This window comes from Vibrio sp. 2-1-2a (assembly GCF_032648565.1).
Taxonomy (GTDB): Bacteria; Pseudomonadota; Gammaproteobacteria; order Enterobacterales; family Vibrionaceae; genus Vibrio; species Vibrio diabolicus.
This window is the reverse complement of sequence record NZ_WBOH01000001.1, coordinates 766209-780296: the sequence shown is the minus strand read 5'-3', so window position 1 is coordinate 780296 and position 14088 is coordinate 766209. Positions and strand designations below refer to the sequence as shown.

16 protein-coding genes and 1 tRNA gene are annotated in these 14088 nt (G+C 44.8%); 11 read left to right on the top strand and 6 right to left on the bottom strand.

What is annotated here, in order from left to right; all coding sequences use genetic code 11:
* The first annotated feature begins 69 nt into the window (after positions 1-69).
* The 4 genes from chiP (at position 70) to F7Y48_RS03620 (ending at position 5119) form a co-directional block, all read left to right on the top strand.
* Positions 70-1191, top strand: a complete 1122-nt coding sequence (chiP, locus tag F7Y48_RS03635) for a chitoporin (protein WP_006743034.1) — start codon at positions 70-72, stop codon at positions 1189-1191.
* 125 nt (positions 1192-1316) lie between these two features.
* Entirely contained in the window at positions 1317-1910 is a 594-nt protein-coding gene (locus tag F7Y48_RS03630) for a DUF2057 domain-containing protein (RefSeq protein WP_316681379.1), read from the top strand.
* 178 nt (positions 1911-2088) lie between these two features.
* Entirely contained in the window at positions 2089-3516 is a 1428-nt protein-coding gene (gene gltX / locus F7Y48_RS03625; RefSeq protein ID WP_258670457.1) for a glutamate--tRNA ligase, read from the top strand.
* 640 nt (positions 3517-4156) lie between these two features.
* A complete protein-coding gene (locus F7Y48_RS03620) occupies positions 4157-5119 on the top strand; it encodes an OmpA family protein (RefSeq protein ID WP_006743033.1) in 963 nt (320 codons plus the stop codon).
* A 113-nt stretch (positions 5120-5232) separates the two neighbouring features.
* On the opposite strand, the gene F7Y48_RS03615 is transcribed toward F7Y48_RS03620, so the two are convergent.
* From F7Y48_RS03615 to F7Y48_RS03605, 3 genes are all read right to left on the bottom strand, one after another.
* On the bottom strand, positions 5233-5739 hold the full coding sequence (locus tag F7Y48_RS03615; protein ID WP_031780328.1) for a hypothetical protein: 507 nt from the start codon (positions 5737-5739) through the stop codon (positions 5233-5235).
* A 277-nt stretch (positions 5740-6016) separates the two neighbouring features.
* Positions 6017-6093 (bottom strand) — tRNA-Arg (locus F7Y48_RS03610).
* Positions 6094-6270: 177 nt separating this feature from the next.
* Complete coding sequence (locus tag F7Y48_RS03605) at positions 6271-7404, bottom strand: flagellar assembly protein FlgT (RefSeq protein ID WP_316681374.1); 1134 nt, start codon at positions 7402-7404, stop codon at positions 6271-6273.
* Positions 7405-7573: 169 nt separating this feature from the next.
* Here F7Y48_RS03605 and F7Y48_RS03600 point away from each other — a divergent pair, with 169 nt between their 5' ends.
* Positions 7574-8212 (top strand): FlgO family outer membrane protein, encoded by a 639-nt coding sequence (locus F7Y48_RS03600; RefSeq protein WP_005382013.1) that lies wholly within the window; start codon positions 7574-7576, stop codon positions 8210-8212.
* Between the two features lie 9 nt (positions 8213-8221).
* Positions 8222-8653, top strand: a complete 432-nt coding sequence (flgP, locus tag F7Y48_RS03595; RefSeq protein ID WP_047009552.1) for a flagellar assembly lipoprotein FlgP — start codon at positions 8222-8224, stop codon at positions 8651-8653.
* Positions 8654-8765: 112 nt separating this feature from the next.
* Here flgP and F7Y48_RS03590 read toward each other — a convergent pair whose 3' ends face one another.
* From F7Y48_RS03590 to flgA, 3 genes are all read right to left on the bottom strand, one after another.
* Positions 8766-9191 (bottom strand): flagella synthesis protein FlgN, encoded by a 426-nt coding sequence (locus tag F7Y48_RS03590; protein ID WP_012842057.1) that lies wholly within the window; start codon positions 9189-9191, stop codon positions 8766-8768.
* Between the two features lie 27 nt (positions 9192-9218).
* The gene (gene flgM / locus F7Y48_RS03585) at positions 9219-9533 is read right to left on the bottom strand and encodes a flagellar biosynthesis anti-sigma factor FlgM (RefSeq protein WP_005382018.1); all 315 of its coding nucleotides are present in this window, start codon (positions 9531-9533) and stop codon (positions 9219-9221) included.
* 116 nt (positions 9534-9649) lie between these two features.
* Complete coding sequence (gene flgA / locus F7Y48_RS03580) at positions 9650-10396, bottom strand: flagellar basal body P-ring formation chaperone FlgA (protein ID WP_005393139.1); 747 nt, start codon at positions 10394-10396, stop codon at positions 9650-9652.
* Between the two features lie 76 nt (positions 10397-10472).
* Here flgA and F7Y48_RS03575 point away from each other — a divergent pair, with 76 nt between their 5' ends.
* The 5 genes from F7Y48_RS03575 to flgD all read left to right on the top strand — a co-directional run bounded on the left by F7Y48_RS03575 (position 10473) and on the right by flgD (position 14088).
* On the top strand, positions 10473-11399 hold the full coding sequence (locus F7Y48_RS03575; protein ID WP_005382022.1) for a chemotaxis protein CheV: 927 nt from the start codon (positions 10473-10475) through the stop codon (positions 11397-11399).
* Between the two features lie 11 nt (positions 11400-11410).
* Positions 11411-12238, top strand: coding sequence for a CheR family methyltransferase (locus F7Y48_RS03570; protein ID WP_005382024.1), 828 nt, complete (start codon positions 11411-11413; stop codon positions 12236-12238).
* Between the two features lie 307 nt (positions 12239-12545).
* Positions 12546-12941 (top strand): flagellar basal body rod protein FlgB, encoded by a 396-nt coding sequence (gene flgB, locus F7Y48_RS03565; RefSeq protein WP_005382026.1) that lies wholly within the window; start codon positions 12546-12548, stop codon positions 12939-12941.
* Positions 12942-12946: 5 nt separating this feature from the next.
* On the top strand, positions 12947-13360 hold the full coding sequence (gene flgC, locus F7Y48_RS03560) for a flagellar basal body rod protein FlgC (RefSeq protein WP_005393132.1): 414 nt from the start codon (positions 12947-12949) through the stop codon (positions 13358-13360).
* 17 nt (positions 13361-13377) lie between these two features.
* Positions 13378-14088 carry a flagellar hook assembly protein FlgD gene (flgD, locus tag F7Y48_RS03555; protein WP_005393125.1) on the top strand — a complete coding sequence of 237 codons (711 nt, stop codon included), beginning with the start codon at positions 13378-13380 and terminating at the stop codon, positions 14086-14088.

Genomic DNA, 14088 nt, shown 5'->3' with positions numbered 1-14088 from the left:
TCAAGTTCCTGCCATGTCCTAGTTAGCGAATTTGAAAATGGAAAAAACTAAAAAATATAGGGGTTAAAAATGTCTTACCTAAAGAAAAGCCTACTTGCTACGGCAATCACAGGCATGATGTTCAGTGGTGCTGCATTTGCTGATGGTGCAAACAGTGACGCAGCAAAAGAGTTCCTAACCAAAGATTCATTCTCTTATGAAGTTTACGGGATCATCGCGATGCAGGCCGCGTACCGCGATTACGATTCTGGCAACAAAGCAACGGACGATGATCTAGGTGGCATGCAGCTAAACAACGAATCTCGCATCGGTTTCCGCGGTAAAAAACAATTTGCTAACTTCGGTCCTACTTTTATTTGGCAAATCGAAGGTGGTTACGTTGACCCTAGCTTTGGCGGCGAGGGTGCAGGTCTTGGTGAACGTGACACATTCGTCGGTTTTGAAAGTGCATCTTGGGGTCAAGTTCGTTTAGGTCGAGTATTAACACCGATGTACGAATTGGTTGACTGGCCTGCATCTAACCCAGGTCTCGGTGATGTTTACGACTGGGGTGGTGCAATCGGTGGTGCTAAGTATCAAGACCGTCAATCAAACACCATTCGTTGGGACTCGCCAATGTATGCGGACAAATTCTCTCTAGATATCGCGGCAGGTGCAGGTGACAAAGCGGGTCTGGGTGAAGGTGATGATTACTGGGGTGGTATCGCAGCGCACTACAAAATTGGTCCTATCCAGTTAGATGCCGCATACGAGGGTAACCGTAACATTAAGATGGAAGGCCAAACGTGGGAAAACAACACATACTTGGTGGGTGCTCAAGGCTGGTTTGATAACGGTATTTCTTTCTTCGCGCAATACAAATACATGGAAGCTGACGCAAGCAACGGCGTGAGTGAGAAGCAAGACGCAATGTCTGCCGCTATCATGTACACCACTGGTGATTGGCAATACAAACTGGCTTACGCAGCGAACTTTGATCTAGAGCGTGATGGTAAGACAATTAACGATACAGCAGACGATGTACTATCTGCACAAGTTATGTATTTCGTAGACCCATCGGCAGTGCTTTACGTACGTGCTCGTACTCTAGACTTTGGCGACGGTGCATATCAACTGGATAAACCAACAGAAGCGCGTTGGAAATCTGCGGACTACGATGAGTTCTCTGTGGGTGTTGAATACTACTTCTAATAAAGAAGCAGCTAAAAGGGCGGAAACGCCCTTTTTGTCTTGATACTGATTCAAATAAGCCTTTGGAATGACAGGCCTGTAAGTTTCAGAGGCTTATCTAAATTGGTATAAAGTGAGAAACCACGATGAAAAAAACAACGACACTTCTCGGACTTTGCGCAATGCTTTCTGCGCCTGCTTTTGCTGCTCAACTGACTCTGCAAGCTGAACTGGTTCCTCGCGTTCTCAACGGTGAGTTCGTGTACCCTGAGTGGATTTCCAAAAATAACAGCATCGAGCTTAAGGGCGGGGAAAATCAGTTGGCGGTGACGGTTGGACAAATTGTCTTTGAAGATGGCAAGCGCCGTAAGTTCGATTCGCAGCCACTGGTATTAGAGTTTGAAGCAGAAAAAGACGCCGAATTATCGCTGACTTACAAAGCGTTTCGTACCATCGAAGAAGCGAAAGCCTTTGAACTCGATCCAAAAGTGGTATTGAAAGACAAAAACGGAAAAGAAGTGGCATTCTCTATGGTTCAACTTCGTAAAGGTGGCTTGCAAGGTTTTCGTGATTACGAGCGAGAAGTGGCTGACTATAACAATGCAATGACCAAAGAATCGACCAAGGCAAGCATTGCGTCTTCTCCGGCGGAAACTAAAACAATCAAAGTATCGTTTAATGAGTTAAGTCGTGAAGAGCAGCAAGAATTTATGCAATGGGCGATGCGTAACCTGAAGTAATTTCGTTCTGCACTTTAACAGTAAATAGGAGGGCAGTACCTTTATTGGTGCTGCCCTGTTTGTATTTCTGGTGTCAAACCGATTGTAGAATTGACTTACGGTGGTAAAATGTCGCCACTTTTATCCTTGACATTACAACGAGAGATCTCTCGTTGCTCATTACCCCTAAGGAACTCAAATGACGGTTAAAACTCGTTTTGCTCCTAGCCCAACTGGCTATCTACACGTTGGTGGTGCGCGTACTGCACTTTACTCTTGGCTATACGCTAAAAACCAAGGTGGTGAATTCGTTCTACGTATCGAAGATACAGACCTTGAGCGTAACTCTCAGGAAGCGGTTGATGCAATTCTTGAAGGCATGGAATGGCTAGGCTTGGAGTGGGATGAAGGTCCTTACTACCAAACTCAACGTTTTGACCGTTACAACGAAATGGTTGATAAGCTTCTTGCTGAAGACAAAGCTTACAAATGTTACGCGTCTAAAGAGCTGCTAGATGAAATCCGTGCAGAGCAAGAAGCAAACAAAGAAATGCCTCGTTATGATGCGAACCATCCAAAAATCAAAGCGGCAAACGAAGCGGCAAAAGACGGCGACCCATGTGTTATCCGTTTCCGTAACCCAAAAGAGGGCAGCGTAGTATTCGAAGACCAAATTCGTGGTCGCATCGAAATTCGCAACGATCAAATGGATGACCTAATCATTCGTCGTACTGACGGTTCACCTACTTACAACTTCTGTGTAGTAGTGGATGACTGGGACATGGGTATCACTCACGTTGTTCGTGGTGAAGACCACATCAACAATACGCCTCGTCAAATCAACATCTACGAAGCACTAGGTGCACCAGTACCAACGTTTGCGCACTGTGCAATGATCTTAGGTGATGACGGTGCGAAACTGTCTAAGCGTCATGGTGCAGTATCGGTCATGCAATATCGCGATATGGGCTACCTGCCTGCAGCACTAAACAACTACCTAGTGCGCCTAGGTTGGTCTCATGGCGACCAAGAAATCTTCTCTCAAGAAGAGATGATCAACCTGTTCAGCCTAAACGCAGTATCTAAGTCAGCGTCTGCTTTCAACACGGATAAACTGCAATGGTTGAACAACCACTACATCAAGAACTCAGATCCTGCGTACGTTGCAGAGCACCTACAATGGCACCTAGATCAACAAAAACTAGACGTAACGAATGGTCCTGCTATCACTGACGTGATCAAGCTAGTGGGTGAGCGTTGCAACACGCTGGTTGAGCTAGCTGAGCAAATCCGTTACTTCTACGAAGATTTCTCTGAGTTTGAAGCGGGCGCAGCGAAGAAACACTTACGCGGTGTGGCTAAAGAGCCTCTAGAGCTTGCTCTAGCGAAAGCTGAAGCACTGACCGAGTGGACAACAGCAAACATCAAAGATGGTGTTATCGCAGCAGTCTGTGAAGAGCTAGAAATCGGCATGGGCAAAATCGGTATGCCATTACGTGTTGCTGTAACAGGCGGTGGTCAGTCTCCTTCTGTCGATGCAGTAATGGAACTGGTTGGTAAAGAGCGTTGTGTTGCTCGTATTAAGATGGCGCTTGAGTTCATTGCTGAGCGTGAAGCAAACGCATAATTGCTTTGAACTAAACGTTCTTTTGAATAAATAGTCACAAAGCCGCGGTAAACACCCGCGGCTTTTTTGTATCTGAACCTTAGATAATGAGAAACCTTCTCATATGTCGGTGAAGGATGTGGTATTTAGGATCGTAATTCACCTAGGTATGGATAAGATTTTTTAATCCAAACATCGTTGGCATGAATAAAAAACGAGCGATTATATATCAAATATCTGATTGATTTTTATCCGCCTTCCTTAAAGTTCCATTTTTGTTGTCTCATTTTTAAGAAAAAACTTTGCTTAAGTTGTAGTGTTCCAGAAAATAAAGCAAACGTTTGCGTCGTGATTGTGTGGGGATTTTTTTGCTTAAGATCACATGTTGTTGAGATTTTTGATGACAATAAATTGACAGAATTGGGATTTTTCTCGCGATTTCTTAGCGTTATAGTTCACCCCGTCAGTGATACCGAGATGGCGATATGTATCACTGAACAGGAAATGTACGTAAGTAGCTTCCATAAAAAAAATGCATGTGCATAAAAAGAAGCTGACTAAGTATCTCACTCAAGGAATGAATAAAAAGAATTGAAATACAACGTCAGTCAGACGGCGCATTTCGGCATCTAACAAAAGAACTTCTTTAGAGGAATCAATAATGAAAAAATTAGCAGCGGTAATTTCAGCGTCTCTACTTATGGCTTCAGCAGCACAAGCAGAAGTATACGTTGGTGGTAAGATGGGTAAGTCATGGATGGAAGACGCGTGTGTAGCGGGCCAGGCTTGTGACAAAGACGACTCTACTCTTGGCGCTTTTGTTGGTTACGAAATGAATAAATACTTCGCAGTAGAAGCAGGTTTCGACAACATCGGTGATTTTAACCAAACTTCTTTCGGTGGCCATGTAGAAGCAATCACTCTTGCACCTAAATTCAGCCTACCAATCACTGAAGACATCGCACTTTACGGTAAAGTGGGTGGCGCTTACGTAATGTTTGATGGTAAAGATGATTACTCTTACCTAGGCGCAGCTGGCCTTGAGTTCAACCTAAGCCAAAACGTAACTGCTCGCGCGGAATACCAAACTCTGACTGATATCAGCAACGATGTAACTCGTGCGACAGGTAACACAGCAACACTGGGTGTTTCTTTCAAATTCGGTGGCAACGATGAGCCAGTAATCGTAGAAGAGCCAGTTGTTGTTGAAGAAGTGGTTGTAGAAGAAGTGGTAGAAGAGCCAGTAGTTGTAACGAAAACATTCGAAACTCAAACAATCGGCACTGGTAGCTTTGATCTAAACAGCACAACTCTAAAACCAGAGAGCGCTGCAAAACTTGATAACCTAGTTGCTTTCCTAAACGAGCACCCACAAGCGAACGTTGAAGTTGTAGGTTACACAGATACTTCTGGCCCAGCAGCTTACAACCTAAAAGTTTCTGAGAAACGCGCGGAATCTGTAGCTAACGCACTTGTTGAAAAAGGCATTGATTCATCACGTATTCAAGCGCGTGGCGAAGGTGAAAACAATCCAATCGCTTCAAACGACACTCGTGAAGGTCGTCAGCAAAACCGTCGCGTAGAAATCGTTGTTCCAGAATTTGAATACCAAGTTCAGCAATAAGCTTCTATCCGACCGTAGTATAGAAGACTAAAGCTGAAAGCCCCAAAGAGTTCGCTCTTTGGGGCTTTTTCATTTCTATTTGAAACGGACTGAAAAGTTAAAAACGGTAAACATCACTTGAGGTCAATGCTGTTTAAGCGCCCCATGAACGTTAGGATTTCCAAGTTGTCTTTATGTGCTTCTAGCAACGCTTTTTTGGTTTGCATGTAGGCGGCAAGCTTGCCGTATTTACTAATAGAGCGAACCACCGTTTTGTATTTGTAGTCACCGTCGTCATTGAACTCTCGCCACTTAGCGATGTAACAGGTATCTCGGTTATCTGGGTTTTCAAGAGTGGGGTTAGGCTTGTGAACAATTTTTGGCTCAACGCTGTGTGGGAGTCTGGTCATGAGATAAGGATCCTTCAAAAGACGTCGCCAAAATTTGCCCCACATTTGCCGGCCTAATTCGTTTCTCAGCTTAATGGCTTTTTGTAAGCCTTTCTTTTCTCCAATACGAACAAACCCAACCGAGCGGTGCAGTACCGTGTCCTCGGGGGTATGGATATGAATCTTAAAGGCAGTCTTGCCTTTAGAAATAAAGCGGTGTCCAGTGTTAGTTATTAAATTGCTCTTAGACATAGTGCTAACTAATAATTTTATTAATAGCTAAAAGGGTAAGCAAAACTCATAGATAATTAAAGTAATAAAATACAAAACTGTAAATAGGGCTTGTTGAAATGATTTCAAGGGGAAGAGGTCGGAACAGTAAAAGGTTTTATCTCGTCGAGTAAAGGAGTGAGACGATCATATTGATTACTGAAGAAATTGTTTCACACGTTACTTGCAAACGCTCTGTGAAGCTCGAAATAGTGGATACAAAAAAGCCTTAGCTCAAGTGGGAACTAAGGCTATGATATGGCGCCCCCAGTAGGATTCGAACCTACGACCTGTCCCTTAGGAGGGGACTGCGCTATCCAGCTGTGCCATGGGGGCGTAATACCAATAGTTGCAGTTCATTGAACCGTTTTACTGAATGCAAACCTAGCAACTTTGTTTAGGTCTTTATCAGCATCACTTTGAACGACTCACTACGGTCATTGGTATAATCAAATAAGATGCGCTGCCTATGATATTCAAAAGTGAGCATATCTCAAGACTTAATGTTTGCTTTTATAGGATCTTGTTCATTACGTCGCCAATTTGAACACTAGAGGCTAAATTTGGCTGATCAATCGTAAGCTCGGCTTCGTGTTCGTATATACGTGATACCGTCAATGTAATTTCACTTTGCGATACTTTATTTCTTGGTAGTCCGTTTTGGTCGATAAATGATGCGGTGTGCCAAAGCTGCAATTTGTCTCCCTCTTTTACGCCATGCATACGGCCGAGATCCATCGTTACGGTATTGCCGAAGACAGCAACGACCTCTGGCAGCGTAATTTTGCAAGACAGCTCTGACTCTAGATCCAGCATTATATTGCGACTAACGCGTAGCATCATCTCGCCATAGGTAGACGCCCAAAAGCGCGCACTGCGAGTATCTACTTGGCTCGTTTTGGCAAATGGCCAACGCGCCACTTCACGGTAGGCTTTGTTGAAGACTTCATGGCCAGTTTTACCATCAAATACTTTCATCTCTAACGCAAACTGACGATTGATGATGTCATCTTGCAGTAGCTGAGATTCGACTGTCGCAGTGAGATCGGTAATGACTCCCCCAATGATGTATTGTGCGCCGTTGTCTTGTGCGATCATTTGAGTACGAGCGGGATAGTTACTGCTAATTGAATAGTCCGTTGTACCCACAGACACAAAGCTGCGAGAGGTTTGATCCAGCTGGCGATTCACCACGCGGCTAAAATCGTCACCCACTTGGTAAATCTGTCCCATCACCGCTTGTTGTGGTGAGGCAACCTCAATATTGCCGACAAGGAGCGTCTTTTTGTATTGATCGGTGTGGCAACCCGTTGCCGATGGATAAATATCGACGCGAATTTTTACCTCGACTTTACCTCGACGTTTACGCTCAGACTCGACCAAAATGTAACGGACTTCATGGTTGGTAAACTGGTACTCGTTACGGCTTTCCTCTAACAGCGGCATCAAATTGCTAATACTGCCAATATCTGCGCCCGAAAAATTGACGGCTTTGAACAGCGCGTCTTCCAACGCATGGAGCCTTGCCGTCTCTTCTGAAGAAACGATAGTGGCAACGCCTGTTACTTCATACCAAGATGCCATTACTTTAAAAGGCACAAGCATCACTAAAGTGATTAAAAACAGACTGTTTAATATTTTTTTCATTGATTACAACCGTTCGGGTATAAATATTGCTTTAACAATTTCAGTGAAGTTTGGTGGATTTTTCTTCGTTAGGCAAACAAAGAAAAGCAAAGACTGTTCCAATATTCACTTTCTTAGAAAGGAATTAATCAAGAACGGTATCACCTAAGATTATCTGGAGAATCAAACCATGAAAAAGTGGCTTGTCGCCGCATCGATGATGACGCTTCTGACATCGTGCGCGTACTCACCGATTTACAATGGTAAAGAACCGTACTCGGGAAGCCAGTTCATGCTTATGGATAGTCCACGTCATACGATGGACTTTTTCATTGAAAGCATGACCGAAGACCTGATGGTTTCTAATGTGGCGGTATCTGCGCGGACACCGATTGCGATTACCTCGTTTGTTGATCTACAAAATATGGATGCAACAAACTGGTTAGGTAACTCGGTCTCGGAAGGTTTTATCCATCAGTTCCAGCGCCGAGGGTTTAAAGTGGTTGATTTCAAAACTACGGGCTCTATCCAAGTGACGCAGCAGGGCGATTTTGCTTTAAGCCGTGATTGGCAAGATCTGGCGCAAGAGCAACAAATTCAGTATGTACTGACCGGCACGATGCTTCGCCAAGAGGGCGGGGTGCTGGTCAATGCACGTGTGGTCGGTATGCAGAGCCGTGTGGTTGTAGCAACGGCGCAGGGTTTCCTTCCGGCTGACCGTATTGGTCGTGACTTAGATACGTTAAACAGTATCCGTACGCAAGATGGCGTGTTGATTCGCTCAGACCCAACCATTCGTCAGCCGTACACTGTGATTCTGCGTCCATAGGATAGAAGCATGAAGAAGTTATTATTTATTATTGCCACACTGGTATTGGTGGGGTGTCAGCCACTACAACAGATGCGTCAAGATGAAATCTTAGTGGCAGTGGGTTATGCGAGTGTCAGTGAGCAAACAGGCCGCACAGTAGAAGAAAAGCGCGTACGAGCGATGCGCGCATCAAAAATTGATGCGTACCGTGAACTGGCAGAACAAGTGTATGGTATGCGTGTTAGTGGACGTGCAGAACTGCAAGACCAGCGTTTAGGTATTGAGAGCACTACAGGCGCGGTTGATGGTGTGATTCGCGGTGCAGAAGTTGTGCGTAGTTATCTTGTTGAGGACAGTTACGTTACAGAGTTGCGTCTTGATATTCGTAAAATGGATAAGCTACGTGATTACGGAGAAGTTCAACAGGTGCCTGAGAAGCGTCAACAAACCTTGTTCTAATGCCCTAAGCGCATTACTTCAGAAGACCAGATAATCTTTCCCGCGGCTGATTGGCAACAATGAGTCGCTTTTTTATATCTACATTCTAGAGGTGGTGGGGCAGGAGTGACGTTTAGGCTTTTATATTGGTGCCAAGTGTCGAAATAGTATGGGTTTTGCCACCGGCATTGTAGGTCATGCCCACTTTGCCATGAGTTCGCTGAAGCATGTTATTGAGTTTATTGAAACTCAGCTGTGCGCGACTAAGCGATTCACCATTTACTTTGTTGACTTGTTGACAGTCGAGGACGATCGATTGGATTTGAGCAACAACCTGACTTAGGTGCTCATCTTCAGTAAGTTGATTGACGTGCGGGTGAGAGGCGATTCGCTGATCAGTTGTTCTGAGCTGATCAATGAGCGTCATCTTCTGTTTGGCAATGTTCTCAATCTCGGTAGAGACACGCGCCGTTATTGCTTGTGTTTCTTGGCGTAAAACAGCGGAAAGTGCCTTAGCATTTTCTAGCTGGAAATTAACGAGATCGACTAATGCTGCCATAAAATACTTACCTTCGGCCTAAGTCAGTTAGCTTTTGCCTTGCAATTCGTTTTCAAACTTAATCATGTTGTCAGCCAATTTTTCAGGATCGACTTTGTATGAACCGTTTGTGATAGCTTCTTTGATTGCTGCAACTTTGGCGCTGTCATATGCCGGAGAAGCTGCCATATCCTTCTGGAGTTTACTGACGGCTTTACTTTGCTGGCTGAGTGATACAGCGTCTTGTTGTGCGGGTGCTTTTTTCGATTCAGTCGTGCTGGTAGCATTGGAATCGTTACGCGCAGGTGCACGACTTGTCGTCGTCATCATTTGCCCTGAACGTATATTATCTATACCTGCCATGTTTAACCTTTGCCTTGTATCGTAATACTGGTATCCAGACTATCGACCAGTGCAAAAATAACTTTAGTCATTTTTTGCATTTTTATTGATCAGTTTAAACACGCTACCAGTCGGTGTTAAAAATTAACAGTGATTTCCGCAATGCCAGTCACTATGCCTTCTATTATACGCTGTGACTTATCATTTTTCACTCTTACTTGATCGCCAGCCGCACCATCTTGCAATGCTGTGCCTTGCGTGGTGATTGTCATGCCAGAATTCACCGCTTTAATTGTGACCTTTTCATTCCGGCAAACGACACAGACATCATTACGCTCAACAACATCACCTAAGCGAACGTTGCGTTTTAGCTTTGCGCCAACCACTTGATCGTAGTTAGAAAAGCCATCTTTGCGAAAGCGCTGCAGCTCGATCATAGAAGTGGTGACATCCGATGCGCTGACGATTTCTCCTCTCCCTAGTGTTCGTGTTGCGACGATCATTGGCACCGATACAGAGATCCTTACAGGCACATAGACTTTCCAGTCATCAGGTGGGCATTCCACTAGAACATTGATGTTGCTTCGAGTACTGCTGGTGGAAGAAGCTGACGTATCTAGGGGCACTGGGCAATCCGTTGCTTTTATTCTCGAGTCGATATCTGCCGCATTAACAGATAGCTCGCCACCATCAGGCTGATCAACTGTAGCAAGAATATGTTGTTCTGCTGCCGTTTTTATTTGCTCGATCTGATTATCTGAAGCTGAATGAACAAAAAAGCTAAACATACTGAGCAAAATGCCGATAGACTTAGCGTACTTTGTAATTAGCGCTCTACATATTGTCATAGTCAATGGTGTCGAAGTGAAAGTGAAATACGCCATACTGTCTCCCTGGTATCGTGCTTGCCAGTGGTAGAGTATCATTTAAAAACAAAAAGTTTGAGATGGAGATGAGCATATGACGGGGATTCTTGACTCGGTGAATCAGCGTACGCAACTCGTCGGTCAGAACCGATTGGAATTATTGACCTTTCGACTGATGGGCCGACAGCGCTACGGCATTAACGTATTCAAAGTGAAAGAAGTACTGCAGTGCCCTAAGCTGACTTCAATGCCAAATCTACACCCGCTGGTAAAAGGTATCGCTCATATCCGCGGCCATACCGTGTCCGTTATTGATTTGAGCCTGGCAATTGGTGGCCGCCCAACCACTGATCTGGATAAATGTTTTGTTGTTATCGCAGAATTTAACCGTACGATCCAAGCATTTTTGGTATCATCGGTTGAGCGTATTATCAATATGCATTGGGAAGCGATTTTGCCACCGCCAGACGGTGCGGGTAAAGCGCACTACTTGACCGCAGTGACGAACATCGACAACGAGCTGGTTGAAATCCTTGACGTTGAAAAAATCCTGGCAGAGATTGCGCCGGTTGATGAAACGATGGATTCCGCTATCGGTGAAGAAATCGCGCAAGCAGAACAAGAAAAGCCTATTGTACGCCGTATATTGATTGCTGATGACTCGACTGTCGCGCGTAAACAGGTAGAGCGTGCGATTACATCAATCGGTTTCGAGGTCGTATCTGTCAAAGATGGCAAAGAAGCGTACAATAAGTTGATTGAAATGGCTCAAGAAGGCAATATCTACGATCAAATTTCGTTGGTTATTTCCGATATTGAAATGCCAGAAATGGACGGCTATACCTTAACGGCTGAAATTCGCAGACATGCCGATTTGAAAGACCTTTATGTTATCCTCCATTCTTCATTAAGTGGTGTATTCAACCAGGCTATGGTTGAGCGTGTAGGTGCCAATACCTTCATTGCGAAATTTAACCCAGATGAATTGGGTAACGCGGTTAAATCTGCATTAACACAATAAAAGAGACATTAATGACTGCTATTACAATCAGTGATCAAGAGTATCGTGACTTTAGCCGTTTTCTAGAATCGCAATGTGGCATCGTGTTAGGTGATAGCAAGCAATACCTTGTGCGTAGCCGACTGAGTCCTTTAGTGACGAAGTTTAAGCTCGCATCGTTATCAGATTTGCTACGTGATGTTGTTACAGGGCGCAATCGTGAATTACGAGTGGCCGCTGTGGACGCGATGACGACTAACGAAACCTTGTGGTTTCGAGATACTTATCCGTTCACAGTTTTAGCTGACAAATTATTGCCAGAAGTAGCGGCAAGCAAGCGCCCAATCAAGATCTGGTCTGCAGCCAGTTCATCGGGCCAAGAGCCGTATTCTATTGCAATGACGATTCTGGAAACGCAACAGCGCAAGCCGGGTTTGTTACCAAACGTGTCTATTACAGCAACAGACATTTCAGCAAGTATGCTTGAAATGTGTCGTGCAGGTGTGTATGACAATTTGGCTCTAGGGCGCGGACTTTCACCAGAACGTCGCCGCACCTTCTTTGAGAATGCGGACGGTGGCCGTATGAAAGTCAAAGACAACGTCAAACGTTTGGTGAACTTTCGTCCACAAAACTTGATGGACAGTTATGCACTGATGGGTAAGTTCGACATTATTTTTTGTCGCAACGTGCTGATTTACTTCTCACCGGAAATGAAATCAAAAGTGCTTAACCAAATGGCGAGCAGCTTAAACCCAGGTGGTTATCTGCTGTTAGGGGCATCAGAGTCGCTAACTGGTCTGACTGATAAATTTGAAATGGTGCGCTGTAATCCGGGTATCATTTACAAGCTTAAATAGCGGTATCTCTTCATTGATAAAAAGCCTGACCTCGTGTCAGGCTTTTTTTGTTTGCTGGTTTCCTGCCTTCGAGTGTTTCCACGTTTTCACTTGCTAAATTGAAGCGCGATTTTGCTTTGTTCCCTCATCACGGTGTATCTTTATTAAGTGAACAAAGTGAAACGACATGACATTCCAGTCACTTTGGCTCACTTATTGCTATTCCAATGGGTGATAGCTATTAAGTAGATAGAGCGATTTATATTTTTGGCATGATAGTTGCTTTTTGGTTATCAATCACGGTCAGTTCTTAATTGTAGAGGCAAACATGGCTATATCTTTTGACAATGCACTAGGCATCCACCAGCACACGGTGGGCGTACGTGAGCGCAATGCTGAGGTGATTTCCACCAACATTGCACAAGCCAACACGCCTGGTTACAAAGCAAGAGGTTTAGACTTTGCGAAGGAATTGCAAGCGGCAACATCTGGGGCAAGCATTGGTCTTAGTCGTACGGATGGTCGGCATATTCCTGCCACTACAACGTTGGTCGGGGACAAGCTATATCGTCTTCCTACGCAACCTGATACAGGTGATGGCAACACGGTAGATTTGGATTTAGAGCGTAACTTGTTTATGCAAAACCAAATCAGACACCAAGCATCACTCGACTTTCTAGGCAGCAAATTCAAGAACTTAACCAAAGCAATCAAAGGGGAATAATTTAGATGAGCTTATTTAACGTTTTCAATGTGACAGGTTCCGCAATGAGCGCTGAATCCGTTCGTCTGAACACTACCTCAAGCAACTTGGCGAACGCCGACAGTGTCAGCAGCTCTGCGAAAGACACTTATAAAGCGCGCCATGCTGTGTTTGGTGCTGAGTTAAGTAACGCCATGCGTGGCGGTGATACGGTGCCAGTGAAAGTGATGGGCATTGTAGAAAGCGATAAACCGCTGAGTGCGGAGTACAACCCAGACCATCCCCTTGCAAACGAAGAAGGCTACATCTACAAGCCGAACGTGAATGTAATGGAAGAAATGGCGAACATGATTTCAGCTTCTCGCGCATACCAAACCAATGTGCAAGTAGCGGATTCTAGTAAACAAATGCTGCTGCGTACGCTGCAGATGGGTCAATAAGGATAAGGAGGTAGCGTATGGCCGGAATTAACAACGTTGGTCAAAGCGGCTTGTCCTATATCGACCAGCTTAAAAGTCTACAAGAGAGTAACAAGAAGACGGAAGAGAGCACGGGTAAGCAGGACCTAAAGCAGGAAGACTTCTTATCATTGCTCACGAAGCAATTGTCTCAACAGGACCCTTTTAAGCCGGTAAGTAATGACCAGATGATTGCGCAAATGGCTTCATTTGCGACCGTTGATGGCATTGGCAAGATGAACACTCAGTTTGAGAGTTTGAACTCGTCAATGACATCAAACCAAGCGTTACAAGCTTCCTCTTTGGTAGGACGTGACGTATTGGTCCCAGGAGCGGCAGGTGTGAAGCAGGACGACGCGCCAATGGCGGCAATGGTTAAGCTTTCACAATCTATCGATAATCTGTTTGTTCGTGTAGAGGATGAAGCTGGCCAACTGGTTCGTACTTTTGAGGTAGGGGCGAAACCAGCCGGCGACACGCGTGTGCTTTGGGACGGTAAAGATGAAAGCGGAAATCCACTGCCTGCTGGCAAATACAAAGTGAAAGCGTCTGGCTTGGTTGAAGGGGAGTCGCAAGAGTTCCCAGTATCGACATATGCCAACGTAAATAGCGTATTGCTCGGCAAAGGTGACGGAAACGTATTACTCAATCTGGCTGGTTTTGAATCGCCAGTTCGACTTGCAGAAGTATTGGAAGTTGGCAAAGCGTAG

Coding starts and splice junctions, on each gene's coding strand:
- gltX (WP_258670457.1), top strand. CDS start 2,089: ATGACGGTTAAAACTCGTTTTGCTCCTAGCCCAACTGGCTATCTACAC.
- flgC (WP_005393132.1), top strand. CDS start 12,947: ATGAGCTTATTTAACGTTTTCAATGTGACAGGTTCCGCAATGAGCGCT.
- F7Y48_RS03600 (WP_005382013.1), top strand. CDS start 7,574: ATGAAAAAGTGGCTTGTCGCCGCATCGATGATGACGCTTCTGACATCG.
- F7Y48_RS03570 (WP_005382024.1), top strand. CDS start 11,411: ATGACTGCTATTACAATCAGTGATCAAGAGTATCGTGACTTTAGCCGT.
- F7Y48_RS03590 (WP_012842057.1), bottom strand. CDS start 9,191: ATGGCAGCATTAGTCGATCTCGTTAATTTCCAGCTAGAAAATGCTAAG.
- F7Y48_RS03575 (WP_005382022.1), top strand. CDS start 10,473: ATGACGGGGATTCTTGACTCGGTGAATCAGCGTACGCAACTCGTCGGT.
- flgM (WP_005382018.1), bottom strand. CDS start 9,533: ATGGCAGGTATAGATAATATACGTTCAGGGCAAATGATGACGACGACA.
- F7Y48_RS03605 (WP_316681374.1), bottom strand. CDS start 7,404: ATGAAAAAAATATTAAACAGTCTGTTTTTAATCACTTTAGTGATGCTT.
- F7Y48_RS03620 (WP_006743033.1), top strand. CDS start 4,157: ATGAAAAAATTAGCAGCGGTAATTTCAGCGTCTCTACTTATGGCTTCA.
- F7Y48_RS03630 (WP_316681379.1), top strand. CDS start 1,317: ATGAAAAAAACAACGACACTTCTCGGACTTTGCGCAATGCTTTCTGCG.
- chiP (WP_006743034.1), top strand. CDS start 70: ATGTCTTACCTAAAGAAAAGCCTACTTGCTACGGCAATCACAGGCATG.
- flgP (WP_047009552.1), top strand. CDS start 8,222: ATGAAGAAGTTATTATTTATTATTGCCACACTGGTATTGGTGGGGTGT.
- F7Y48_RS03615 (WP_031780328.1), bottom strand. CDS start 5,739: ATGTCTAAGAGCAATTTAATAACTAACACTGGACACCGCTTTATTTCT.
- flgB (WP_005382026.1), top strand. CDS start 12,546: ATGGCTATATCTTTTGACAATGCACTAGGCATCCACCAGCACACGGTG.
- flgA (WP_005393139.1), bottom strand. CDS start 10,396: ATGGCGTATTTCACTTTCACTTCGACACCATTGACTATGACAATATGT.
- flgD (WP_005393125.1), top strand. CDS start 13,378: ATGGCCGGAATTAACAACGTTGGTCAAAGCGGCTTGTCCTATATCGAC.